Source organism: Brevibacterium sp. 2SA (assembly GCF_005502845.1).
In the GTDB taxonomy this organism is placed as follows: domain Bacteria; phylum Actinomycetota; class Actinomycetes; order Actinomycetales; family Brevibacteriaceae; genus Brevibacterium.
The window spans coordinates 1-24,392 of record NZ_SCMW01000004.1; the positions used below are offsets into that span (position 1 = coordinate 1).

19 protein-coding genes are annotated in these 24,392 nt (G+C 70.0%); 14 read left to right on the forward strand and 5 right to left on the reverse strand.

Translation table 11 applies throughout. The features are described 5' to 3' along the window. Positions 1-34: 34 nt before the first annotated feature. From FFS20_RS02740 to FFS20_RS02750, 3 genes are all read right to left on the reverse strand, one after another. Positions 35-403, reverse strand: a complete 369-nt coding sequence (locus FFS20_RS02740; RefSeq protein ID WP_249356482.1) for an Asp23/Gls24 family envelope stress response protein — start codon at positions 401-403, stop codon at positions 35-37. A gap of 5 nt (positions 404-408) precedes the next feature. Next, entirely contained in the window at positions 409-591 is a 183-nt protein-coding gene (locus tag FFS20_RS02745; protein WP_137824419.1) for a hypothetical protein, read from the reverse strand. Positions 592-677: 86 nt separating this feature from the next. Then, positions 678-1,166: an Asp23/Gls24 family envelope stress response protein gene (locus FFS20_RS02750; RefSeq protein ID WP_137824420.1), complete on the reverse strand. Its 489-nt coding sequence runs from the start codon at positions 1,164-1,166 to the stop codon at positions 678-680. Between the two features lie 272 nt (positions 1,167-1,438). Between FFS20_RS02750 and FFS20_RS02755 the strand changes: the two genes are divergently transcribed. The 7 genes from FFS20_RS02755 to FFS20_RS02785 all read left to right on the forward strand — a co-directional run bounded on the left by FFS20_RS02755 (position 1,439) and on the right by FFS20_RS02785 (position 7,370). Next, positions 1,439-1,972, forward strand: coding sequence for an RNA polymerase sigma factor (locus FFS20_RS02755; RefSeq protein ID WP_232623872.1), 534 nt, complete (start codon positions 1,439-1,441; stop codon positions 1,970-1,972). Continuing rightward, complete coding sequence (locus FFS20_RS02760; RefSeq protein WP_249356485.1) at positions 1,969-2,448, forward strand: alkaline shock response membrane anchor protein AmaP; 480 nt, start codon at positions 1,969-1,971, stop codon at positions 2,446-2,448. The genes FFS20_RS02755 and FFS20_RS02760 overlap by 4 nt, the downstream gene beginning before the upstream one ends. A 4-nt stretch (positions 2,449-2,452) precedes the next feature. After that, a complete protein-coding gene (locus tag FFS20_RS02765) occupies positions 2,453-3,223 on the forward strand; it encodes a hypothetical protein (protein WP_137824423.1) in 771 nt (256 codons plus the stop codon). Between the two features lie 90 nt (positions 3,224-3,313). Next, positions 3,314-3,880, forward strand: a complete 567-nt coding sequence (gene pyrE / locus FFS20_RS02770; RefSeq protein ID WP_137824424.1) for an orotate phosphoribosyltransferase — start codon at positions 3,314-3,316, stop codon at positions 3,878-3,880. Between the two features lie 150 nt (positions 3,881-4,030). Next, positions 4,031-4,903, forward strand: coding sequence for an ATP-binding cassette domain-containing protein (locus FFS20_RS02775; RefSeq protein ID WP_137824425.1), 873 nt, complete (start codon positions 4,031-4,033; stop codon positions 4,901-4,903). Beyond that, positions 4,903-6,741, forward strand: coding sequence for a sodium ABC transporter permease (locus FFS20_RS02780; protein ID WP_137824426.1), 1,839 nt, complete (start codon positions 4,903-4,905; stop codon positions 6,739-6,741). Before FFS20_RS02775 ends, FFS20_RS02780 begins: the two co-directional genes overlap by 1 nt. After that, positions 6,738-7,370 carry a TrmH family RNA methyltransferase gene (locus tag FFS20_RS02785; protein ID WP_137824427.1) on the forward strand — a complete coding sequence of 211 codons (633 nt, stop codon included), beginning with the start codon at positions 6,738-6,740 and terminating at the stop codon, positions 7,368-7,370. Before FFS20_RS02780 ends, FFS20_RS02785 begins: the two co-directional genes overlap by 4 nt. Before the next feature lie 595 nt (positions 7,371-7,965). On the opposite strand, the gene FFS20_RS02790 is transcribed toward FFS20_RS02785, so the two are convergent. Then, positions 7,966-9,111 (reverse strand): acyl-CoA dehydrogenase family protein, encoded by a 1,146-nt coding sequence (locus tag FFS20_RS02790; protein ID WP_137824428.1) that lies wholly within the window; start codon positions 9,109-9,111, stop codon positions 7,966-7,968. Between the two features lie 27 nt (positions 9,112-9,138). Beyond that, the gene (locus FFS20_RS02795; RefSeq protein ID WP_137824429.1) at positions 9,139-10,332 is read right to left on the reverse strand and encodes an acyl-CoA dehydrogenase family protein; all 1,194 of its coding nucleotides are present in this window, start codon (positions 10,330-10,332) and stop codon (positions 9,139-9,141) included. 316 nt (positions 10,333-10,648) lie between these two features. Here FFS20_RS02795 and FFS20_RS02800 point away from each other — a divergent pair, with 316 nt between their 5' ends. The 7 genes from FFS20_RS02800 to FFS20_RS02830 all read left to right on the forward strand — a co-directional run bounded on the left by FFS20_RS02800 (position 10,649) and on the right by FFS20_RS02830 (position 24,364). Further along, a complete protein-coding gene (locus FFS20_RS02800; protein WP_137824430.1) occupies positions 10,649-13,216 on the forward strand; it encodes a LuxR C-terminal-related transcriptional regulator in 2,568 nt (855 codons plus the stop codon). Then, positions 13,213-15,777, forward strand: coding sequence for a LuxR C-terminal-related transcriptional regulator (locus FFS20_RS02805; protein ID WP_137824431.1), 2,565 nt, complete (start codon positions 13,213-13,215; stop codon positions 15,775-15,777). Before FFS20_RS02800 ends, FFS20_RS02805 begins: the two co-directional genes overlap by 4 nt. 253 nt (positions 15,778-16,030) lie before the next feature. After that, positions 16,031-18,664 carry a helix-turn-helix transcriptional regulator gene (locus tag FFS20_RS02810; RefSeq protein WP_137824432.1) on the forward strand — a complete coding sequence of 878 codons (2,634 nt, stop codon included), beginning with the start codon at positions 16,031-16,033 and terminating at the stop codon, positions 18,662-18,664. Positions 18,665-18,905: 241 nt separating this feature from the next. Beyond that, positions 18,906-20,948: a nucleoside-diphosphate sugar epimerase/dehydratase gene (locus FFS20_RS02815; RefSeq protein WP_137824433.1), complete on the forward strand. Its 2,043-nt coding sequence runs from the start codon at positions 18,906-18,908 to the stop codon at positions 20,946-20,948. Then, on the forward strand, positions 20,945-22,144 hold the full coding sequence (locus FFS20_RS02820; RefSeq protein ID WP_137824434.1) for a GNAT family N-acetyltransferase: 1,200 nt from the start codon (positions 20,945-20,947) through the stop codon (positions 22,142-22,144). The genes FFS20_RS02815 and FFS20_RS02820 overlap by 4 nt, the downstream gene beginning before the upstream one ends. Before the next feature lies 1 nt (position 22,145). Beyond that, on the forward strand, positions 22,146-23,183 hold the full coding sequence (locus FFS20_RS02825) for a sugar transferase (protein ID WP_137824435.1): 1,038 nt from the start codon (positions 22,146-22,148) through the stop codon (positions 23,181-23,183). After that, positions 23,180-24,364, forward strand: a complete 1,185-nt coding sequence (locus FFS20_RS02830) for an aminotransferase class I/II-fold pyridoxal phosphate-dependent enzyme (protein WP_137824436.1) — start codon at positions 23,180-23,182, stop codon at positions 24,362-24,364. Before FFS20_RS02825 ends, FFS20_RS02830 begins: the two co-directional genes overlap by 4 nt. Positions 24,365-24,392 lie beyond the last annotated feature (28 nt).

The following is a 24,392-nucleotide window of genomic DNA, read 5'->3' on the forward strand; positions in this document are numbered from 1 at the left end:
ACCCGTGCGGGACGGGCGCGCAGGAGATGAGCGCTCATGCCAGACTCCTCACTTCGCTGGAATGGCTCGCCGATTCGGGCTTGAGCCAGGTCACGTCGATGTCGACCTGCCGGACGGTCACGCCCGTGAGCGATTCCACCTCGGTGCTCAGCTGCTGCCGAACGGTTTCGGTGGTCGCGGAGATCGGCAGCGGGTAGGCCAGTCCGAGCTTCACATCGAGGGTGCAGCTACGGCCTGAGAGCGTGACGTCGACGCTCGGTCGGGTGTCGAGACTCGAGTTCCCGCCGATGCCGAGGAAGCCCGACGTCGAGCCGCCGACCCCGGGGAGGCCCTTGAGGATCTCCGAGGCGGTCTTCTCGATGACTCGGTCGGCGATCGTGAGGCTACCGCGTGATGCAGCCACAGCGATCACCTCCGCGTCGTCGAACGTGAGCTCAGGGCTCCGAGGTCGAGTCGGCCGTCGAGGACCAAGCCGATCGTGAGACCGAGTCCGCCGCAGATCGCGACGACGAGGAATGCGACGAATCCTCCGAAGTACGCGACGATGCCGAGGGTGAGTCCGACAAGCAGTCCGATGAGTGTTTTCGACATGGCAGTCCTTCCGCTGCGGTCGTGATGTCCCCGGGGCGAGTGCCGGGTGGGGCCGCGCCCCGGGGCATCAGCGACGAATGGATGTGTCAGGAGAGTTCGTTGGTGCTGTCGCTCTTCTTCTGATCGTCATCGTTGTCGTCGTCGGGGAGGTGGACGTCGGTGACGTCGATGTTGACCTCGACGACCTGGAGTCCGGTGCCCTGTTCGACGGCGCGGATGACGTTGCGACGGATCGCCTCGGCGACATCGACGATCGACGTGCCGTACTCGACGACGATCGTCAGGTCGATCGCGGTCTGCTTCTCGCCCTTCTCGACGGAGACTCCGCCGGAGACGTTGGTCTGCGAGCCGGGGATCCGATCGGTGAGGGTGTCGAAGGCGCGGCGTGCGGCGTTGCCCATGCCGAAGACGCCGGGGACCTCGCGAGCCGCGATGCCGGCAAGCTTGGCGACGACGTTCTCAGCGATCGTCGTGTTGCCCTTGTCGGTGACGAGGGGGCTGTTGATGTCCTGGCCAGCGTTCGCAGTCGACGCCGAGGTGGTGGAGGAAGTGGAGGAATCGGTGTTGGCAGGCATGATCGTTCATTCCCTTTCGTGTCGGATGTGCTGACACAGGTACAGACGGGGCTTCGCGGAGATCCTCACGCAGGTTGTTGAAATTTCTTTCGCTGGGTTTCTCCGCCGACCGGCGGGAGGTGGGTCGTCGGGATGCTCGGGGGTGCGGCGACGCGGACCGAAAAGTCTCGATCTGGTGAACATCGCGGCAACTAACCGACAAGGAGTGTTCCCATCGGCTCCTCTCACCTATCATCAGGAGCATGGCAAGAGGAGATGATCGATTGGACATCGTGACACTCGTCGTGCGGGCGCGTGAAGGCGATGTCGATGCCTTCGCCTCCCTCGTCGATCGGTACGAGACGAAGCTGCTGCGGTTCTGCATGCGCACCCTCGGTGACCGGCAGGACGCCGAGGACGTCGTGCAGGACACGTTCGTCCAGGCCTGGAAGTCGCTCAACGCACTCGCCTCGCCCGAAGCCTTCGGGACCTGGCTCTACCGCATGGCCTCGAACCGGTGCACCGATGTCCTCCGCAAGCGCGTCAGTCGCCCCTCCGACCCGTTCGACCCCGAGGACTTCGGCGCGCACGCCGACGATCGCGCCTCGGTCGAGAAGCGCGTCGAGGCCCGCAGTGCGCTCGAGCGGTTCGCCCAGGTGTTCTCGACGCTGTCGTCGGAGCAGCGGGTGACGTGGGTGCTCTGCCAGATGGAGGGCCTGAGCTACGCTGAGGTCGCTGACACCTTGGGCATCACGGAAGGCAGCGTGCGCGGTCGCATCCACCGCGCCCGGGCCGCCATCGTCGAAGGGATGAAGGGATGGACATGAGTGATGATCGCCGGCGCGCCGATGGTGAGCGCGCCGCACCTGACCTCGACGCGCAGCTGCGCGACGTCATCGACGATTACATGGGTCACTTCGTTCCCGACCCCGAACAGACCGCGGGCATCCGCGAGCGCATCCTCCACCTCGTCCGCAACGACCTCTACCGGGGGCCGTCGACGAAGCTGCGCACCGACGAGGGGCATGAGTACTCGATCGCGTCGACGGCTGTGCGCGCGATCGTCCGCGACGCCGTCGACACGGTCGACGGCATCCGCGCCCGCAGTGTGAGGATCGTGTCCGCCGGAGAGCCCTACGGCAGCGCCGCCGAAGTGGCGCTGACCGTGACGATGCGCGCGGACACCCATGTCGTCACATCAGCAGACGAGATCAGGACTGCGGTCTCCGAGGCGCTCGTGCGCGAGCTCGGGGTGCCCGCTTCCCGGATCGATATCGAAGTCGAGGATGCCTATGTCGAATGAGCCCATGTCGCCCGAGAACAAGCGCGAGACCGAAGCCGAGACCCCCACGCCGCTCGAGGTCAGCCACGAGTCGGTCCTCGAACCCGAACTCGTCCACGACGATCAGCCCTCAGCCCCGCTGCCGGTCGCACACTCGTCGGCTGCGACCGGTGCCGCGGCGAAGTCGGGCGGTGCTGCGGCGAAGTCGACCGGCGGTGCGGCGCAGTCGACCGACGGTGCGGTTGCGAACGGTGCCGCGGCTGCGACCGGTGCCGCGGAGAAGTCGACCGACGGTGCGGCGAGGTCAGGGGCCGCCGACTCGGGGCGCGAGAAGAAGGCCGCGCCGACGCCGAGCGGCACGGGCCGCGCGACCGGCAGCCACGGGACCAGTGCCGGCGACGGATCCGCCGACGGGGACACTGCCCTGACCGGGGACGCGGCTGTCGACAGTGTCTCGGCAGACGAATCCGTGCAGGTGGTCAGCCCGCTCACCCACACCGCGCAGGAGCTCTCACGCTCGGTCTCCCACATCCCCGGCGTCGCCTCGCTCGCCCCGGGCATGAAGGACCTCGTCGTCAGCGCGACGGCGAAGGTGCTGCGGCGCGCCGGCGGTGAACCGACGGGCATCGACCTCACCCAGTCCGACGACGGGTATCGGGTGCGCATCGACGCCCACTTCGACGACTCACGGTCCGTGGCCGCCGTCGTCGACGACATCTTCGCCGCCGTCGACCGTGAGGTCGGAGAACCGGTCGAGATCGACCTCCGCGTCATCAGCCGGGGCGCGGCGAGCTGAGCGGCCCTGCCACAACCTCGGTGAAGCCTGACCGCGGCGGAGGGTGCCACCGAGGCGGCTCAGCGTGCCATCACCGCCTAGACTGAGGGCATGACCGACAGCGCTGACTCCCGCCGCCAACTCCTCGACCTCATCGACGAACTCGCCGTCGTCCGCGGTCGGGTCACCCTCTCCTCGGGCCGCGAGGCCGACTACTACCTCGATCTGCGCCGGGTCACCCTCGACCACCGCTCGGCCCCGCTCATCGGCGACGTCGTCCTCGACCTCCTCGAGGCCGAGGGCCTGCTCGACTCCATCGACGCCGTGGGCGGACTGACGATGGGTGCCGATCCCGTCGGCACTGCCGTCATGCACCGCTCCGTCGTCCGCGGCACCCCCGTCGACTCGTTCGTCGTCCGCAAGGAGGCGAAGAAGCACGGGATGTCCCGTCGCGTCGAGGGTCCCGATGTCGCCGGCAAGCGCGTCATCGCCGTCGAGGACACCTCGACAACGGGCGGTTCCGTGCTCACCGCCGTCGAGGCGCTGAAGGAGGCCGGCGCCGAGGTGGTCGCCGTGGCCGTCGTCATGGATCGTGACACGGGGGCGAAGGAGAAGGTCGAAGCCACCGGGATCCCCTATCTCACGGCGCTGACGACGAAGGACCTCGGGCTCGACTGAGCTCGCGACCACCAGCTGGGACTCGACTGTCAATTCCGTTGAAATCCCGGACCTGGTTTGAATCGCCCTGCGCGATTCACCACGATAGATGAGAAACTCTCAAGGGCCGTGGCTGCAAACGGCGCCCGTTGGACAACGTAAGGATCGCGTGTGCTCACACTGAAAGGGATTTCCCTGCGCAAGGGGAAGCGGACATATCTGGATGAGGTGAGCTTCACCGCCGAGCCGGGTCGGATCACCGCCATCGTCGGAACCCGATCGGCAGGCCGCACCGAACTCGTGCGCGTCATCATGGGCCTCATCACCGCTGATGAGGGCACCGTCGAACTCGAGGGCTACGAACTCGACTTCGGCGACCGGCAGAACTTCGGCTACCTGCCCGGTGAGCGCGGCGGCTACCCGAACATGCGCGTCATCGATCAGATCGTCTACCTCGCGCGCCTCCACGGCATCACCCTCGGCGCTGCCGAGCGCAATGCCCTGACCCTGCTCGGCCGGCTCGAACTCGCCGACCGCGGCTACGCCCCGCTGAAGAACCTCAGCGGCGCCGAGATCGCCCGCGTCGACATCGCAGCGACCCTGGCCGCCGACCCCGACGTCGTCGTCATCGACGACGCCTTCAACGGCCTCGACACGAAGTCGACCGAACTCGTCATGTCCCTGCTGCGGGCCCATGCCGCCTCGGGCGTGCCCGTCATCCTCGCCACCGACGACTGGGAGGCCGCGGAGAAGTTCGCCGACGACATCGTCGTGCTCAGCCAGGGCAAGGTCACCGCCGCCGGCAGTGTCGACGACCTCCTCGGCGAGCATCGCTACGAGGTCGCCCTCGCCGACGCCGAGGCGGCCGCGACGTCGCTGCGGGGACGCGCGGGCATCACGGAGATCGAGGTCATCGACACCGTCATCCGCTTCCGCAGCGACGATCCCGGCTCCGCTGCCGCGTCGGTGGCGACGCTGCGCAAGGTGGAGCGCTTCGAGCGGGTGCGCCCGACGTTGGCCGAGCAGTTCAAGGAGACTTTGTGATGGCACGCAAGGACGACGCGCGGGACGATCAGACGCCCGACGACGCGAAGAAGACGACGACCTCGAAGGGCACGGCCCCGACGAGCCTCGACGACCTCGGCGGAGTGACCGGCGTCTCGGCGTCCGGGAAGTCGGGTGCTGGGAAGGCCGGTGCAGGGAAGACCGCGGCCGGGAAGACCGCCGCCGGAAAGCCTGCCAGCGGGAAGGCCGGTGACGGGAAAGCCGCTGCCGGGAAAGCCGCTTCGGTGGATGCCGACGACCGCCTCGGCGAGGATTCCGCGGATTCGACGCTCGGTCTCGACGAGGTTCCCTACGAACTCGCCGAGGACACCCCCGACCCCGAGGATCTGCCCGAGACGGGACTCGTCTCGGAGTTCGTCGACGTCGGCAGGCGCCAGGCCTCGTGGCTCGTGTCGAACCGGGAGAGTTCGACGACGATGCGCAGTCCGTTCTTCCTCGTCACCGTCGCCGTCGTCGTCCTCGGCATCGTCGCCGTGATCGTCAGCGGGATCGTCCGCGACGCACAGGCGAGCTCGGGCACCCCGAGCATGGCGATGGTCGGAGTCGGCGAGCAGGCCGCGATGTACGAGCAGCAGCTCGGCGTCTCGATCACCGACGCCCCCGATGCGCAGGCGGCTGAGCAGCTCGTCCGGGACGGCACCGTCGACGCCGCGTTCATCCAGGACCCCTCGGGCCAGTCGCAGCCGACGATCATCGCCCTCGACAAGCAGCCCACGGCTCTCCTCGAGCGGCTCGCCCCGCAGACCGAGGCGACGCTGCTGCAGACCCCGGCCGTGCCCGAGGACGTCGCGGTCCCGCTGCTGTGGGGCATGGTCGTGTTCTCGCTCCTCGTCATCGCCACGCTCGGCACCGCGCTCTACCAGAACCTCCGGCTCGAGAAGCGCAACCGGATCACGGAGATCATCGCCGCGACGATTCCGCCGCGCGCCGCCGCCTCGGGGCGGGTGACGGGCATGCTCACGCTCGTCGTCATCCACCTTCTCGTGGCTGCCGTCGTCCTCGAGCTCGGTCTCTCGATCTCGGGTCAGACCTCGCTCGCGTTTGCGATGCTGCCGGGGCTCGGCTGGTTCGCGCTCACCCTGTTCTTCACAGCCTGGACGATCTTCGCCCTCCTCGTGTGGGCCTCGACGATCACCGGTGACAAGGCGCGCAAGACGATGGTCGCGATCATCGGCGTGCTCACCGTCGGCGGTGCGATGGCCCCGGTCATCGTCGGCGCCTCGGGAACGGTCGGCCGGGTCCTCGGCTGGGCTCCGTTCACCTCGCCGATCGGCATCGCCGACCGCTACTTCGCCGCCCAGCCGGCATGGTGGGAGGGCCTCGTGGCCGCCGCCATCGCCGCGGTGCTCGCCTTCATCATCCACGCGCTCGCCGGTGGTGCCTACGTCCGGTCGGTGCTCGCCGGCGGCGGACGCGGCGGCAAGACCGTGAAGATGAGCAAGCGGGCCAAGAAGGTCGCTGCGGCCAAGGACGCCGATGCGAAGGGCGCGGACGCGAAGGACTCGGACGCGAAGGATTCGGACGCGAAGGGCTCCGGCTCGAAGACGTCGGATGCGAAGGATTCGGACGACGCGGACGCGAAGGGATCGGCGTCGGCGACGAAGGACACGGACGACGCGGACGCGTCCGACGAGGTGACGGTCGAGGAGTCCGAGACCGTCACGGCCACCACCTCGGCGAAGGGGACCGCGTCTGCGAAGTCCACCGCCACGTCGAAGGGAACCACCTCGACGAAGGGAACCGCCTCGACGAAGGGAACCAGGGCCGCAGGCGCCCGGGACTCCGCGAAGGATGCCGACAGCGACGACGCGAAGTGACCGACGGTCACGAAGCACAGCAGGTGGGGGTCGGTCCGTGGACCGGCCCCTGGCCTGTCGGCGAGCACTACGATCCGGAGCTGCTCTCCGAGGGTGATCGGCGCAACGTCGTCGACAAGTACCGCTACTGGAGGCACGACGCGATCGTCGCCGACCTCGACACGGTGCGGCACGGATTCCACGTCGGCGTCGAGAACTGGCAGCACGACCTCAACATCGGGTCGGTCGTGCGCACGGCGAACGCCTTCAACGCCGCCGCCGTCCACATCGTCGGGCGCCGGCGCTGGAATCGGCGCGGAGCGATGGTCACCGACAGGTACCAGCACGTCATCCACCATCCCAGCGTCGACGACCTGCTGCAGTGGTGCACGGACAACGACGTGCCGCTCATCGGGGTCGACAACTTCCCGGACTCGGTGCCGCTGGAGACCTACGACCTGCCGCAGCGCTGCCTCCTCCTCTTCGGTCAGGAGGGGCCGGGGCTGAGCGAGGAGGCGCATCGGGCGAGCTCGGCGGTGCTCTCGATCGCGCAGTACGGCTCGACGCGGTCGATGAATGCCGCGGCGGCGGCAGCGATCACGATGCACGCGTGGGTGCGCCGCCACGTCTTCGACCAGCCCGTCGGGTAGGGGTTCTGCCGGCGGCGCATGACGAGTGCCTGCCCCTCCTCGCCATTGTGCGGAAGGTTGAGGGCGACCGCCCGAATTGTGCGGAAGATTGAGGGTGGAATCGGCGCCGGATTCGCCATGGGCGCGGCGCACAATCACCTCGGAGGCGGCGCAAAATCGTCACAGCACCTCGGAGGCGGCGCGGAATCGTCACAGCACCTCGGAGGCGGCGCGGAATCGTCACAGCCGGATACCGTACTGCGATCGGGGTGCGGCTCCCGCCCGCAGGTCAGGCCGGCAGTTCCGCCGCTCGGACCCGGCCCGGGCAGGCAGCCGACTCATCGTTCAGCCCAAGCTCGAATACGCGACGAGGCCGGGACCCACGACGAGGCAGAGACCCACGCGGTCGCCCAGTCTCAGCCCAAGCCCGGATACGCAACGGCGCCGGGAGACTCTGATGGTCTCCCGGCGCCTCATGCGGCCGAACCTGCGCCTGCCGGCCCGGACGACCGGACTGACCAGCCCCGTACCGGACCGACCAGCCCGGCAAGGACCAGTCCAGCTCGGACCAGCCCAGCTCGGACCAGCCCAGCCCAGCCCTTACCGACCCGCCCGGTCAGGACAGGTCTGCGGCGTGCGGTTCGATGAGTCCGCCGATCTGCGCGAGCTCCGCCGTGAGCGAATCCGCGTCGTCGAACGTCCGCGAGATCACCGTGAGGCGCTTCGCGTAGTGCCCGATCGGGTACTCCATCGTCATGCCGATGCCGCCGTGCATCTGGATCGACTCCTGCGCGACGTGCCGCGAGGTCGAATCGACGACGATCTTCGCCGCGATGACGTCGCGGTGCCGATCCTTCTCCGCGCCCTCGCCCTCGGCGGTGACCGCGAGGCGAGCGAAGAGCGCCATGCTGCGGGCGTACTCGAGATCCGCGTAGAGGTCGGCGGCCCGGTGCTGAAGGGCCTGGTTCGCGCCGATCGGCGCCCCGAACTGCTCACGCGTCTTGAGGTATTCGGCGGTCATCGTCAGCGAGGCCTCCATCGCGCCGACGGCCTCAGCCATGATCGCAGCGTTGCCGAGGTCGACGACCTCATCGAGCACGGCGCGGGCATCGGCCGCGTTGAGGCGCTGTGCCGGAGTGTCGGCGAAGCGCAGGCTCGCACTGCCGAGGCCATCGGCCTGGCGGTGGGCGACCCGCGTGAGACCCGCGGCGTCGGCGGCGACGAGGAAGAGCCCGAGCTCTCCGTTCTCGACGGCGGTGACGATGAAGTGGTCGGCGACGTCGCCGCCGAGCACACCGTTCTTCTCACCCGAGAGGGTGACGCCGTCTCCGGCCGCTGTCGCCGTCGTCGACGGCTGCGCCAGGGCATAGCGCTGACCCGGTTCGAGGGCGGCGACGGCGAGGAAGGTCTGCCCTTCGGCGACGCCGGGCAGGATCGCCTGCTTCTGCTCCTCGCTGCCGGCAAGGAGCACGGCGTTCGCGCCGAGGACGGCAGTGGCGACGAAGGGCTCGAGCACGAGAGAGCGGCCGAACGCCTCGAGGACGACAGCCACCTCGGCGAAGGTCATCTCCGCTCCGCCGTAGCCTTCGGGGATCGTCAGACCGGTCAGGCCCATCTCCGCGAACTGCTGCCACTTCTCACGCGAGATGCCCTCGTCGCTGGCGAGGATGGCATCGCGGGCGGCCGTGTCGTACTCGGTGCGCAGATACTTCCCCAGCGTGCTGGCGAGTTCCTGCTGAATGTCGTTGAGTTCAAGATCCATCGGTGTTCGTACCTTTCAGTGACCGAGTCAGAGACCGAGCAGGGCCTTCGAGATGATTCCCCGCTGCACCTCGGACGAACCGCCGTAGATGGTGACCTTGCGGGTGTTGAAGTAGGCGGGCAGCGCGTCGACGGCGCCGAGCGGCAGGTCGGTCAGACCCTCACCCTGGACGCGGTCGGTGACGAAGTCGAGGCCCTGCGGACCGAGCACATCGACGAGGATCTCACTGATGTCCTCCTGGAGCTGCGAGCCCTTGAGCTTGAGGACCGAGGAGCGCGGATCCGGCTTCTCGGAACCTGCGGCCTGCGTCGACAGGATGCGCAGCTGCGTCATCTCGAGGGCCGTGAGCTCGGCCTCCAGCCGCGTCAGGCGCGCCGAGAACAGGGGATCGTCGAGCAGCGTGCCGGTCGCCGTCTTCGTCACCGCGGCGTAGGCCTTGGCGCGGGCGAGATTGACCTTCGAGGCGCCGATGCGCGCGATGCCGGTGCGCTCGTTGCCGAGGAGGAACTTCGCGTACGTCCAGCCCTTGTTCTCCTCGCCGACGAGGTTCTCCACGGGCACCTCGACGTTGTCGAAGAAGACCTCGTTGACCTCGTGTCCGCCGTCGATGAGCTGGATCGGGCGCACGGTCACGCCGGGGGACTTCATGTCGATGAGGAGGAACGAGATGCCCGCCTGCTTCTTGACCTCGGGGTCGGTGCGCACGAGCATGAAGATCCAGTCACCGTACTGGCCCAGGGTCGTCCACGTCTTCTGACCGTTGACGATGTACTTGTCACCCGATCTCACCGCCGAGGTGGTGAGGGAGGCGAGGTCGGATCCGGCGTTGGGCTCGGAGAAGCCCTGCGACCACCAGATGTCGAGGTTCGCCGTGGCCGGGAGGAAGCGCTGCCCCAGCTCCTGCGACCCGAAGGTCGCGATGACCGGACCGACCATCGAGACGTTGAACGGCAGGGGCGCGGGAACGCTCGCCAGCTGCATCTCCTCGAGCCAGATGTGACGCTGCACGGGGGTCCAGTCCTGGCCGCCCCACTCGACGGGCCAGTGGGGCACCGCATAGCCGTTGGCGTTGAGGATGCGCTGCGAGGTGACCATGTCGTCCTTGGTCAGCTCCTGCCCGGTGGCGACCTTGAAGCGCAGCTCCTCAGGGATCTCCGTGCGGTAGAACTGACGCATCTGCTGCGCGAACTCGCGCTCTTCTGCGCTCAGAAGGGTGTCCATGAAAGCTCCTGATAGATCGTTCAGTAAGTTAGCTCCCATAGTACGGTCGCGTGAGGTCACTCACAAGTGGAGCAGCCCGCCCCGATGCCCGGGATGCGGGAAGCTCATTGCGTGCCATGGCATATGCGGTTATTGTGTCCCCACATCCCCAGCTTCGCGGTCGTCGACGGTCCACCCCACCGCAGACACCTGACCTGGAATCACGGCCACCCATGCCGCCGATGCCGAGTCGATCGCGAGGTACCCGGCCGAGAGCTGCGTCGGGCGAGCGAGACCTCGTCGGACCAGTGGATCGGTGACATCGAAAGAAGCGCGAATGTCGGTAACCGTCCCCTCACCCCAGGGCCGTGCATTCGGGTACGCCGACGAAGTCTCCGCACTTCGCCAGACCCTGGCCGATCCCGACCGCAGCGGGTGCCTCATCATCGGCCCCGCCGGCAGCGGACGGACGACCGTGATGAATCGCGCTCTCGAACAGCTCGAACGGGATGTCGCGATCTTCCGCCTGCGCGGATCCGATCTGCTGCGCGACCGCGCGCTCGGCATCCTCGAGATCCTCCTGTCCCAGGAGGGCGTCACCCGGGACATCGGACCCGGAGCCGCGCTCTCGGTCGTCGCCCGCGTCGTCGACCGCAGCCCCGGGGTGCCGATCGTACAGCTCGACAACGCCAACCTCGTCGACGTCGAGTCGATCTCCGTGCTCTGCCAGCTCGCCGACGCCCACCGCATCCGCCTCGTCGTCGGCGCCGAGTCGATCCGCCCGCCCGTCGATCTCATCGCGACGCTGTGGCTGGGAGGGTCGATGGTGCGCATCGACCTCGACGGCCTCGACGAGGGAGCGATCGCCGCCCTCCTCGAATCGCCCGGGGCGATCGACCGGTCGACCACCGAGGTGCTGCGGGACACCGGCGGCAATCCGCGGCTGGTCAACCAGCTCGTCTTCGGCCTCGACCAGACGCGCGCGCATGAGCGCATCCTGTGGAACATCCCGACCGAGCTGCGACCGATCCTCGAGATCATCGCAATGGTCGACGCGGCCCCCTACGAAGCCCTCGCCGAACTCTGCTCGGCCGAGGAGATCGACGACCTCGCCGACAAGGGACTCGTGACGATGGACCGCGGGCGCGGGTCCGGGGTGCGCCTGTCGGAGCGCGTCATCGCCGAGACGCTCAAGGCCCATGTCATGCCCGCCCACAGTCTCAGTCTCTTCAAGGTCTACGAGTCCGTCGTCGAGGTCGCCGCCCTGACCGGCCGCGCGCTCTTCGGCTACCTGCGCTGGGGGCTCAGCCTCGGCTTCGGCCAGGCCGAGGACACGGTGTTCACCGCGGTCGGCGCCGCGAACACCGAGGGGCGCTATTCCGATGCCGCGGACCTCATCACCGCCTCCCGGTGGGAGACGAGCCGCATCCTCCTCGAACTCGTCCGCGCCGACAAGGAGCGCGGCAACCTCGAGGAGGGGCGCCGGACCTTCGACCGTCTCGTCGCCCGACTCGCCGACGGCAGCTCCGACGGAGCGAGCACGCGCGGGGAGGACGTCACCGGCTCCGACGCCGATGACGCGAGCTATCTGTCGCGCCTGGCCTGCATGGACATCCGGCTCACCGACCCCAGGACGCCGGAGGACCTCGTCGTGCAGTGGGCGCGGGAGAGGCTGACGAGTCCCGCCGACACCGGCCGCCTCGACGTCACCCGGGCCCGGTTCGAACAGCGGGGCGGTCGTTTCGACGAGGGGATGCGGCTCGCCGAGGCGGTCTACCGCGATCACGCGTGCCTGACCCGACATCGCCTGCGGGCCTGCGCGATCATCGGCATCGGGCAGGTGACGAGAGGTCAGGTCGACCTCGGCCTGCGCTACATCGACCAGGCCGAGCTGATGTTCGGCCTCGCCGGGCTGACGAGCTACGAGGTCGAGGACGCCGCCCCGCAGATCTTCGTCGCCCGGTACCTCGCCGGGGACTGGGCAGGTGCCCGCCGCTCGGTGCGGCAGGCGCGGACCGGGGACCGGATGATCGACTTCGCCGGCGCCCTCGTCGACGCGCGCACCGGTCACCCCGCCCGCGCGCAGTCGACCCTGCACACGCTGCTCAGCCACTTCCAGGAGACCGACCTCATCGACATCACGCGGGTCGGCCACGCCGCCAAGCGCTACGTCGACGCCCAGCTCGGCCGGCTGTCGAACCCCGACGCCCTCCTCGACTCCACCTCCGCCGAGACCCGGCCCGACCAGTACTCGTGGTGGTCGGAGTTCGAGGCGCGGCTCTTCGACCTTCAGGCTCTCGCCGTCACCCGCCCCGACCCCGCGGCGGCCCGCCTGCACGCCCTCGGGGTCGAGGCCGCGGAGATCGGGGCGACGACGATGGCCGCCGGGGCGCTCATGGAGGCCGCCCGCCTCGGCCATGAGACGGCGGCCCATGCGCTCGCCGAGGTGGCCGACACCATCGACGGCGGCATCGGCGACCTCGCCCGGGCGACGGCCGAGGGGATCGGCGGCAGCGATCCCTCCGCCCTCCTCGACGCCGCCCGGCTCGCCCTCGAGTTCGGATCCGTCGTCGCGTGCGCCGAACTGGCCAAGCGGGCGCAGAAGCGGGCCGTCGAGGACGGCGACCGCACGGCGGCGCGGGAGGCGCGCATCCTCATCGGCAACAGCACCCGCACCGTGCGCTTCTCCACTCCGGGACCCAAACTCCACGCCGTGCTCACCGAGTTCGAGCGCAAGCTCGTCGACGGGGTGATGGCCGGACGCAGCAGCCACGACCTCGGCGAGCTCCACCATCTCTCCGCCCGGACGATCGAATGGCATCTCACCCGCATCTACCGCCGACTGCAGGTGGCGAACCGCCGGGAGCTGCGCGACGTCGTCGCCGCGTGGGGGGATGATCCGTGAGCGACGCCGTCGACACTGCGATCTTCGGGCGCGACCGCGAACTCGCCGAGATCGACGCCGCCCTGCGCGGCACTGAGGTCTCCGGGGTCGTCATCCAGGGCGAGCACGGAATGGGCAAGTCCCGGCTGGCCGCGCGGGTGCACGCCGACCGCGGCGGACAGGAGACCTGGATCCGCGGGGACCGGGTGCTCGAAGGGGTGCCGTTCGGGGCATTCGGGCTCCTCGTCGACCTCGACGGCGAGCCCGAGACGGTCCTCGCCCGCGTCGTCGCGGCGCTGACTGAGGGGCCGGGCACTCCCGTCGTCTTCGCCGACGACGCCCACTGCCTCGACGAGAGCAGCCTCTCGGCGCTGTGGCAGCTCGCCAGCGACGGGGAGATCAGGGTCGTCGCGACGATGACCCCGACCGTCGACGGCCGGACCGGGTCGTTCGGCGAACTCGTCGCCGACGGGGTCGTCCACCACATCCTCCTCGAACCGCTCACCCTCGACGACGTCTCCGCGATGCTCGAGCACCACCTCGGCGGGATCGTCTCCCACGGGGCCCTCGACGTCGCCGCCTTCCAGTCCTCGGGAGTCCCGGGCCTCATCATCGAGCTGCTCCGCTACGCCCGTCGGCGCAGCCGCCTGGTCCTCCAACGGGGAGTGTGGCTGCTCGACGGCCTCGACATCGACTACGACCAGCGGGCCCGCGACCTCGTCAGCAGCGATCTCGCCCGGTACACCGACGATCAGCGCGAAGCCCTCGAACTCGTCGTCCTCGCCGGTGAGATCGAGGTCGAGCTCATGCTCGCCGCAGGACTCGGGGAAGCCGCCGACTCGCTCGTCGCCGCCGGTGTCCTCGACCTCGGCGGTCGCGGGCGACCGATCTACACGTGCATCGAGAGCTATTCGACGGAGACCGTGCGGTACACGGTCCCCGTGGGGCGCAGCCGGCAGATGTTCGCCCTCGTCGAATCCCACCCCGGCACCCCGTCGAAGCGGGCGCGGATGCTGCGTGCGGACTGGGCGCTCAGCTGCGGGGCGAAGGTCTCGGTCGCCGATTCCGTCGAAGCGGCCCGGGTCGCCGCCGGCATGGGGGAGTGGCAGCGGGCGCTGCGGATCCTCGCCGAGGTGCCCTCCGAGGTCATGGACGCCCCCGCGCTCTTCGACCTCGGCACCCTCTACTGCGACGTCAACCTCATCCCCGTCGGCTGCGACGTCCTCGCCCAGGCGATCAGGAAGACCGACGACCCGTTCCTCGTCGTCGAAGCCTTCGTCGTCTGGGTGCTCAGGGACGTCGAGCGCATCTCCCCGCCGCTGTCGGGGGCCGACTTCGTCGCCGCCCTCGATCGGATCCAGGCCGAGGCCGCCGCCGCAGGGCGCCTCGAGGACGCCATCGACGTCATCGACCTCGCCCGCGCGACCCTCGAGAGGGTCAGCGAGAGCTCGTGGGAGGGCCTGCCCGGCGACGACGGTTCGGTGTTGACCTGGCTCGGCGCCGAGGGCATCCCCGAGACCCTGCGGGTGGCGATCACCATGGTCGTCGCCGCCAAGGAGCTCGAACGCGGACACGGGAACGTCGTCGGCGACCTCCTCGACCGGATCGAGGGCGTCTCGGAGAGCATCGGGTCGGGCACGATCATCCTCGACCTCGCGCGCGCGTGGGCCCACCTGCAGAGCGGGGACAGGGAGGCTGCCGCCGCCGTGCTCGCCGTGCCCCGCAGCACCGACCTCGCGTACCGGGCGGCGGGCAGCGGGGCGCGCGACCTCATCGTCACCAGGCTCCACGCCGAGGCGGGACGCTGGGACCGGGCGTTCCGTCGCGCCCGCGCGGCCGCCGAGGCGATCGAGTACTGGCAGCAGTACGAGTTCGCCGCGCTCGCCCTCGCCCAGGCCCAGTACGCCGCGATGATGGTCGGCAACGCCGAGGCCGCCGATGACTTCGACGCCCGCTACCTCGACCTGCCGCCGGGCGCCGCCTACGTCGAGTCCCGTCGCGCGCAGATCCTCCGGCTCGTCGTCCGCGCCAAGCTCACCGGCCGGTCGCGGTACCGCGAGGAGCTCGATGCGGCGCTGCGGGCCGTCGAGGAGCGCGGGGCGCTCGCGGCGGCGGCCTGTGCCCGGATCGAGATCTTCGTCCACTTCGGGGACTACGACGCCGAGGCGATGTGCCGTCTGGCCGCGTCCCTCGACGGCGGTGATCGCGACGGGCGCCTCCTCGGCGAGCTCGGCGCGGCTCTGTGCGCTGAGGACGCCGAAGCACTCGTCGCCTTCGCCCACCGGGTGTCGCCGCAGCTGCCCGCGCTCGTCGACCGCTGCCTCACCCTCGCCGAGTCCTGGGCGGAGAGCCCGCCGCCCCATCGCCACCGCATGCGCGACGTCGAGCTGACGAGTCGCGAGCAGCAGATCTCGCGCCTCATCATCGCTGGCCTGACGAACGCCGAGATCGCCGACGAGCTCGGGGTCGCCGTGCGGACCGTCGAAGGTCACACCTACCGGCTGTACCGCAAGCTCGACATCACCTCCCGGTCCGAGGTCGCCGAGGCGATCACCCGACTGCGCAATGACGCTCCCGCGTGAGCGGCCGCCGTCGACGAGCCGCTGACGGGCGTAGTGAAATCCCAGTTCAGCGCGCATGCCGACCGGTGACGAGCGAGTAGGGGAGAACGACAGACACGTGATTCGAGTAGTGGTCGAAGGTCACGCAATCGACATCGCACGATGACCGAGTAGTGACTGCCCGTGCGCGTGCGCCCCGAGTCGAGTAGTGACCGAAGAACATCCCGTAATGACCACCTAGTGACCGATCTCGCAGGTCACGAGGATGGACCTCATGCACATCCCCACAATCCCCACCTCAGATCCCGCCCATCTCCAGACCCTGCTCGATCGTCATACGGCCGCGGCCGTCGTCGGTCGCGTCGGCCTCGGCAAGACCGGACTCCTCAGAGCCCTCGAAGCGCGCTGGGAGGGCCCGGTCTACCGCGTGCACTACAACCGCGCCGAGGCCCGCACCGACTACTCCGGCATCGACGTCCTGCTCGCCTCCCTCGGCGCCGCGAGCCTCGAGGACTCGGCCACCGCCCCCGAGGCGGTGCTGGGAGCGCTGCGGGCGGCCGAGCTGCCCGACGACGGCCTCATCGTCATCCTCGGCGCCGACAAGATGGACCGCCCCTCCCAGGACGTGCTCGGACAGTGGCTGCGACGATCGCAGTCCGGGCGGACCCGGATGGTCATCTCCGTCAGTGCCCTGCCCACCGACAGCCCTCTGGCGCCGCTGCCCACCGTCGAGCTGCGCGAGCTCGACCACGGCGAACTCGTCGCGCTCGCCCAGCAGGAGTGCGGTGGCGGACTCTCCGAAGCGGCGGCCCACGTCGCGGCCGCGGCGTCGTCGGGGCTGCCGCTGGCGCTGCGCCTCATCCTCGATGCGATGAATCGCCGCGAGCGCCTCGGCGAACTCCCGCTGACGATCCCGCCGCGTCCGGGGGCCGAGGCCGACGCGCTCGTGCGCGACATCATCGGGACCCCCGATGATGACACGCAGAGCCTGCTCAGGCTGCTGGCGCTGGCCCCGTCGACGCCCTGTGGCCCGCTCGCGGCACGGGTCGACGGCTTCTGGGAGATCGTCGACGACCTCGAGATGCGCGACATCGTCGAGCGACGCGACGCGCACCTGCGCCTGACCAACGGCCTGGTGCGGGCGTGGACCCACCAGACCATGAGCGCGACCGAGCGGATCGCCGGCCACGTCCGGCTCGCCGAGGACTGCGCGGGCGTCGATCCGCGGCTGGCCCACTGGCATGCGTCCTTCTCGCGGCCGACGGAGGACTCGGCACCGACCCTCATCGCCGACGCGCGTCACCTCATCGGCGAGGGGATGACCGCCGACGGCATCGAATTCGTCGAACGCGCGATCCGCGTGAGCACCGATCACGAAGCCCTCGCCGCCGACCTCCTCGCCGTCGCCCGCGATCTCTACGAGCGCGGCGAGTTCGTCTTCGCCTCCCGCTACGGGCACCTCGCGGCGCGGTCCCGGCAGTCCTCGCTCGCCGTGCGGGCGCGGACCCTCGACGTCGAGATCACGTTCACCCGCCGCCAGACGCTTCCACCCCATCTCGTCAACAGCTGGTCGAAGCAGGAGCTGCGCGACGCCCCGGCCGACGTCGCCCGGCTCCAGCTCCTCCTCAGCATCGGCCGCTGCGATCGCGGCGAGTACGCCGAGGCCGAGGAGCTGCTCACCGCCGCCCGCCACGCCGCCGACCACCTCGGCGACGGCGAATCCCAGCTGCTCGACGCCGCGACGATCAGGCTCGAGGCCGCGCGCGGTCGGGACGAGACCGCGCTGCGGTGCTTCACCGCGCTGCGAACCGGTGAGATCGAGGTGAGCGAACCCCATTTCGTCCTCGCCGTCGCCACGGGCCTCATGTTCACCGAGCACTACGAGTCCGCGCAGGCCGCGCTCGCCCTGCTGCGCGGGGAGGTCGACCGGGCGACCATCTGGCGCACGCGGGCGCTGGGGCTGCAGGCGGAGATCGCCCTGCGGGCCGGAAGCCTGCGGCGAGCCAGCGAACTCATCGACGACATCGGCCACGCGACCGCCGGTGCGGGTCAGGTCAGGCCCGACCGGATCCTGCAGCTGCGCTGCTGGCAGCTCCTCATGCGCGGTGAGGCCTGCGCCGCCGAACCCCTTGAGGCAGAGCTCGCCGCCCTTGCGGCGACGACGGACAATCGGCGCCTCCTCGCCGAACTCAATGCCCTCCAGGGCAGCTGCCTGCTGCGTCTGGGCTACCCGGCCGAGGCCGTCCGCCATCTGCGGCGCTGCGACGAGCTCTCCACCCATGAACTCAACCCGAACGTGCGGCGCCACGAAGCCGACCTCATCGAAGCGCTCATCGAGATCGGACGGCGCGAACACGCCGGGATGCTCGTCGCACAGCTGCGCCGCCGCGTCGAACGCTGTCCCTCACGCTGGGCCGAACACGCGCTGCGTCGCTGCGAGGCGCTGCTCGCCGCCGGAGAGAAGAGCCTCGAACTCTTCACGCTCGCCCTGCGGGCGTTCCGGTCCGAGGACTCGCTCTATGAGAAGGCGCTCACGCAGCTCGCCTACAGTCGGCGGCTGAGCGGCATCGGCGCCCAGGCTCGCGCCCGGGAGCAGCTGAGCGTCGCCTCGGCGACCTTCCTCGAACTCGGGGCCGACGGCCTGGCCCGGCATCACACCGCACCGCCGGCACCGGTCGAGACCGCCGCTCCCGAGCTGCCGCAGCTGCGCGAACTCAGCGACGAGGAGCTCAAGGTCGTCGAACTCGTGCGGGCGGGGCTGAAGAACAAGGAGATCGCCCGGCGGGTCTTCGTGTCCCTGCGCACCGTCGAGCTGCGCCTCACCGCCGCCTACCGCAAGCTCGGAGTCGGGTCCCGCACCGAGCTGATCTCCCGCCTGGCCGGGAACCCGAGTCTCGCGGTCGTCTGAGCATCGTCCGCCGATGCGCCCGGTGTGGCGGCAGTCCGCACACTGATCGCGGATGACCGCAGATCACCGGCGCACACGGGTCTGACACCCCCGCTTCGGAAATAGCTTGGGAAGCAATCGCGAATCGCCCGTGCCGGCCGCTCCCCCTCAGCGGCCAGGTCACTGCCGTCCCCTCGGCGGCTCGGGCGTCTGCAGAACCGAGAACGGCGCTGCCGGTCTCACTGAAGCATTGGAGATCGCAATGACAGCATCGGAACAACCGGAGGCCGAACCAGGAACCGCAGGCAGCCGGTCGTCACGACTGGCGCTTGCGGTCTGGGAGCACAGGGCGCGCCTCCAGATCGTGCTCGACGCCGCCGCGTGGGTCCTCGCCGCAGGCCTCACGTGGTTCGTCCTCGGATTCGGCTGGATCGACGGGTGGACGATCGGACTCGTGCTCACCGTCGCCCTCGCCCTCCAGCTGCTCGGGGGCCTGAGCCTCGGGCTCTACCGCAGCCGCTACCACTACGGCAGCTTCTCCGAGTACGGGGGGCTCGTCCTCCTCAGCCTCGCCGTCACCGTGGTCCTGCTCCTCGTCACCGCAGGTGACTCCCCGTTCGTCCTGCTCCTCGTCTTCTCCGCCCTCATCCTCATGTCGGGCAGCCGGTACGTCATCCGCTACATCCACCAGATGACGTCGCGGCCCACGCAGGGAGAACGGGTCCTCGTCGTCGGCGCGGGAGACGCCGCCGATTCCCTCATCCGCCAGATGCTCTCGGATCCGGCCGGCGCCTACCTGCCCGTGGGACTCATCGACGACGATCCGCGCAAGCGGCACCTGAGCATCCAGGGCGTGCGCGTGCGCGGCACGAGCGAGGACATCGCCGAGGTGGTCGAAGCGCTCGACGTCGCCGGCGTCATCGTCGCGATCGCCGACTCCGACGCGCAGTTCCTGCAGGCCTGCCGCAGCAGCCTGGAGATGACCGGTCGCTGGCTGCGGACGATCCCGCCGCTGGCCGAGCTCGTCGACCGTCGGGTCGAGATCGCCGACATCCGCGATCTCAGGGTCGAAGACCTCATCGGCCGCAGTCCCATCCACACCGATCTCACGGAGATCGCCGCGACCATCGCCGGCAGCCGCGTCCTCGTCACCGGGGCCGGCGGGTCGATCGGCAGCGAACTGTGCCGCCAGCTCTCGGCGCTCGGACCGGAGTCCCTCATCCTCCTCGACCGGGACGAGTCCGCCCTGCACGGCGTCGAGCTCACCCTCTTCGGCTCAGCCCTGCTGACCTCGCCGAACACGGTGCTCGCCGATATCCGCGACCCCGAGGCGCTCGAGCGGATCTTCGCGGCCACGCGGCCGCAGATCGTCTTCCACGCCGCGGCGCTCAAACATCTGCCGATGCTCCAGCGGTTCCCCGAAGAGGCGTGGAAGACCAATGTCCACGGCACGCTCAACGTCCTCGAGGCAGCGGCGGCCGCCGGCGTCGACACCTTCGTCAACATCTCCACCGACAAGGCGGCGGCGCCGACGAGCGAGCTGGGGCGCAGCAAGCGCATCGCCGAACAGCTCGTCAGCGGCTTCGCCTCCCGCTCACCGGGCACCTATCTCTCGGTGAGGTTCGGCAACGTGCTCGGCTCCCGCGGTTCGGTGCTGCTGTCGTTCCAGGAGCAGATCCGGCGCGGCGGTCCGGTCACGGTCACCGATCCCGAGGTCCGGCGGTTCTTCATGACGATCCCCGAGGCCTGCCAGCTCGTGCTCGAAGCCGCGGCGATCGGGCAGGACGGCAACGTCATGGTCCTCGACATGGGAGAGCCCGTGCGCATCGACGACATCGCGCGCAGCCTGGTGGCGATGTCGGATCGGCAGATGGAGATCATCTACACGGGCCTGCGCGAGGGCGAGAAGCTCGACGAAGAGCTCTTCGGCGTCGATGAGGGCACGGTGATGCGCATCCACGAGAAGATCAGCCGGGTCGAGGCGCCGGAGCTCGATCCGCGCGTGCTGCCGAGTCGGTCGGCCTCCCGCGAGGTCATCGACCTCTTCTGCACGCAGATCTGCACCCCGGAGGCACCCGCCCGAAAGCGGGCGGTCCCGTCTCCGTCGTCCGAGGTCGAGGTCGTGACCGAGACCGTCGCCGAGGCCGCGCACGCCGAGGCTGTGCGACCCGACGCCGTGGCCGCCGACTCGCTGCCCGCCGAGCCGGCAGCGGCGCGCCAGCAGCGCGTCGCCGAGGCGGCAACCGCCTCCGGACTGACCATCGCCCGTCTGCGCAAGCACGTGAAATCAGAGGTGTCAGCATGAGTGATCAGTGGCAGGTCTGGGACGCCGAGGCGCCCGCCGACCGCGATGAGTGGATCGCCCTGTGGGCGGCGTCGGACGAACGCCAGCCCTTCGCCCACCCGGACGTGTGCTCCCTCCTGCGACCGGCCGAGGGCCGGCTCATGGCGGTCGCCCTGTCCCACGGCGGCGGACACGTCCTCTACCCCTTCTTCCTCCGCGAGATCAGCGGCAGCGAGGGCTGGCGGGACATCGTCTCCCCCTACGGCTACGGCGGACCCATGCACTGGGGGCTCACCGACGTCGCAGCGACCTCGGAGGTGTTCTGGCACCGCTTCGACGAGTGGGCGCGACAGCACTCCGTGGTCAGCGAGTTCTCCCGCCTCTCCCTCTTCGGGGAGACGCTGCTGCCGTACCGGGGTGCGACCCGCAAGCGGCAGAACAACTACGTGAGGGACCTCAGCGTCTCCGTCGAGGAGCTCGGCTGGGAGGTCGCGCCGAAGGTGCGCAGCAACGTCCGCCGCGCCCGGCGCGAGGGCGTGACCATCGTCATCGACACCGACGGCGAGTTCGTCGACGACTTCGTCCGGATCTACACCGAGACGATGCAGCGCCGCGACAGCGCGGACTGGTACCGCTTCGAACGCCCCTTCTTCGACGGCCTCCACGCGGCGCTCGCCGGCCAGTTCGCCTACGTCTACGCCGAACTCGACGGGCGACTCGTCTCCGCTGACCTCCTCCTCTTCGGCACCGACACCGGCTACTACTTCCTCGGCGGCACCGAGGCGGCCGCGTTCCGCGCGCGCCCCAACGACCTCGTGAAGATGGAGTCGATGACCTGGCTCAAGGCCCGGGGCTGCCGCAGCTATGTGCTCGGCGGCGGCGTCACCGCCGCAGCCGATGACAGCCTCGACCGGTACAAGCGGGGGTTCGCCCCGCACGGCCGCGTCGACTACCTCACCGGGGAGCGCATCATCTCCGCCCAGGCCTACGACGCACTCCTGACCGCGCACCGGCAGCGGCTGGCGGCGCGCGGTCTCGACTTCGATGAGAGCAGCGACTTCTTCCCGGCCTACCGCCGCGGCGCCGAACTCCTGACATCGGCCACCGACGCCGCGCCGACGGCCGGCGGGGAGGCCAGCGGTTCGCCGACGGCCGGCGGGTCGGCACCGGCAGCGGTGCCGACGCCTGCCCGGCAGGCAGAGCCGGCGAGGTCCTGAGATGCCCTATTCCCGCGCCAAGCGTGCGTTCGACTGCCTCGGGGCAGGGCTCGGACTGCTCGTGTGCGCCCCGCTCCTGCTGCTCACCGCCGGCCTCGTCCTCGCCTTCCACGGCGCTCCGGTCATCTTCGCGCAGGAGCGGGTGACCCAGGGCGGTCGGATCTTCCGGCTGCGGAAGTTCCGGAGCATGCGCCCGCTCGACCCCGCCCGCGGCTGGACGAGCGACGCCACACGGCTCACCGCCTTCGGCCGCCTCCTGCGGGCGACGAGCATCGACGAGCTGCCGAGCCTGTGGAACGTCCTCGTCGGCGACATGAGCCTCATCGGCCCGCGCCCCCTGACGACCGACTATCTTGCGCTCTACACTCCCGAGCAGTCCCGTCGCCATGCGGTGCGCGGCGGCCTGAGCGGACTCGCCCAGGTCAGCGGCCGCAACGCACTGTCATGGGACGAGCGCTTCGACCTCGACCTCGAGTACGTCGAGACCATGAGCCTGCGCACCGATCTGCGCATCCTCGCCCGGACCGTGGGCACGGTCCTCAGGCGCACCGGGGTCAGCCACCCGGGGGCGGCGACGACCTTCAGCTACGGCGGCAGCCTGCGCTCCGACCTCATCGAGTTCGAGCAGATCGCCCGCACCCGCGACCTCACGCAGTGGATGGCGAGAACCCGTGCGGGTCAGCGGGTGGGGCTGTGCGAGATGGGCAGCCTCGGCGAATCGGCCCGGCTCATCCGGTTCCTGCCGCACCCGGCCGATGCCGCCTTCGACCCCGACGAACACGAGATGCTCGCTCGTGAGGTCCTCCGCCTGCTGCTCAACCGGGCGCGCGGCACCGATGCGGACTTCGCCTTCTGCCCCGTCGCGACGGCCGGTGCCGCAGCCGATCTCTACCGCTCGTGCGGCTTCCACCCGGTCACCGAGGCGCCGGCGCTGACCGCCCTGCCCCAGCCGGCCGCAGTCGCCGCCGGAGGAGAGCTCCTCTGCTGCGCACTGTGGCCGGAGACCGCACCGAACCCCGACCTGAGGATGGCCTCATGACGATCTCCAACGCCCAGCCGACCACCTCGGCGGCACCGACCGGGCTCGAGCCGATCCCGGTGTCGACTCCCGACGTCGGAGCGCTCGAGGAGGAGTACCTCGTCCGCGCGTTCCGCTCCGGATGGGTCGCCCCGACAGGCCCCGACCTCACCGCGTTCGAAGCCGAACTCGCCGCGCGGGCCGGCGTCAGGCACGCCGTCGGTCTCGCCTCGGGAACCGCCGCCCTCCACCTCGGTCTGCTCGGCCTCGGCGTCGGTGCCGGTGACACCGTGGTGACATCGACGATGACCTTCGCGGCGACCGCGAACGCGATCGTCTACTGCGGGGCCGAACCCGTCTTCGTCGACTGCACCGCCGACGGCAACATGGATCCCGGGCTCCTCCACGAGGCGCTGCGTGCCGGAGCGAGGGCCGGACGCCTGCCGGCGGCCGTCGTGCCCGTCGACCTGCTCGGGAGGCCCGCCGACTACGACCGGATCCTGCCGATCGCCGCCGAGTTCGGGGTGCCGGTGCTCGTCGACGCCGCGGAATCCCTGGGTTCCCACTGCGGCGGCCGGGCCACCGCGAGCATGGGTCACGCAGCAGCGGTGTCCTTCAACGGCAACAAGATCATGACGACCTCGGGCGGCGGGGCGCTGCTCACCGACGACTCCGACCTCGCCGCACGCGCGGCCTACCTCTCGACACAGGCCCGGCAGCCGGTGGCCCACTACGAGCACACCGACATCGGCTTCAACTACCGTCTGAGCAATCTCCTCGCGGCGCTCGGGCGCGCTCAGCTTCTCCGCCTCGACTCGATGATCGCAGCCCGCCGGGCGAACCGCGCCCGCTACAGCGAGCTCTTCGAGGACTGGACCGGTGTCGAGCTCTTCGGGCGCGAGAACCCCCACGCGGACAACGCGTGGCTGAGCGCGGTGCTCGTCGACCCCGAGACGGCCGGTTTCACCGCCGGTGAGCTCGGCGAGTGGCTGTCCTCGCACGGCATCGAGACGCGTCCGCTGTGGAAGCCGATGCACCTCCAACCCGTCCACCGCGGTCGCACGATGCACGGCGGGCGGATGTCCGAATCGCTCTTCGCGACCGGGCTGACGCTGCCGAGCGGGTCGGCGCTGAGCAGCGCACAGCTCGACCGGGTGCTGACCGCCATCACGGCGTTCCGATGCGGAGGGCCGCACCGGTGATGCGGGCGCCCGTACCCCGGAGCGCCGG

Bases quoted from the DNA above. Each gene is read 5' to 3' on its own strand.
- FFS20_RS02745 (WP_137824419.1), bottom strand. From the start codon at position 591: ATGTCGAAAACACTCATCGGACTGCTTGTCGGACTCACCCTCGGCATC.
- FFS20_RS02750 (WP_137824420.1), bottom strand. From the start codon at position 1,166: ATGCCTGCCAACACCGATTCCTCCACTTCCTCCACCACCTCGGCGTCG.
- FFS20_RS02760 (WP_249356485.1), top strand. From the start codon at position 1,969: ATGAGTGATGATCGCCGGCGCGCCGATGGTGAGCGCGCCGCACCTGAC.
- FFS20_RS02765 (WP_137824423.1), top strand. From the start codon at position 2,453: ATGTCGCCCGAGAACAAGCGCGAGACCGAAGCCGAGACCCCCACGCCG.
- pyrE (WP_137824424.1), top strand. From the start codon at position 3,314: ATGACCGACAGCGCTGACTCCCGCCGCCAACTCCTCGACCTCATCGAC.
- FFS20_RS02780 (WP_137824426.1), top strand. From the start codon at position 4,903: ATGGCACGCAAGGACGACGCGCGGGACGATCAGACGCCCGACGACGCG.
- FFS20_RS02790 (WP_137824428.1), bottom strand. From the start codon at position 9,111: ATGGATCTTGAACTCAACGACATTCAGCAGGAACTCGCCAGCACGCTG.
- FFS20_RS02795 (WP_137824429.1), bottom strand. From the start codon at position 10,332: ATGGACACCCTTCTGAGCGCAGAAGAGCGCGAGTTCGCGCAGCAGATG.
- FFS20_RS02800 (WP_137824430.1), top strand. From the start codon at position 10,649: ATGTCGGTAACCGTCCCCTCACCCCAGGGCCGTGCATTCGGGTACGCC.
- FFS20_RS02810 (WP_137824432.1), top strand. From the start codon at position 16,031: ATGCACATCCCCACAATCCCCACCTCAGATCCCGCCCATCTCCAGACC.
- FFS20_RS02815 (WP_137824433.1), top strand. From the start codon at position 18,906: ATGACAGCATCGGAACAACCGGAGGCCGAACCAGGAACCGCAGGCAGC.
- FFS20_RS02820 (WP_137824434.1), top strand. From the start codon at position 20,945: ATGAGTGATCAGTGGCAGGTCTGGGACGCCGAGGCGCCCGCCGACCGC.
- FFS20_RS02825 (WP_137824435.1), top strand. From the start codon at position 22,146: ATGCCCTATTCCCGCGCCAAGCGTGCGTTCGACTGCCTCGGGGCAGGG.
- FFS20_RS02830 (WP_137824436.1), top strand. From the start codon at position 23,180: ATGACGATCTCCAACGCCCAGCCGACCACCTCGGCGGCACCGACCGGG.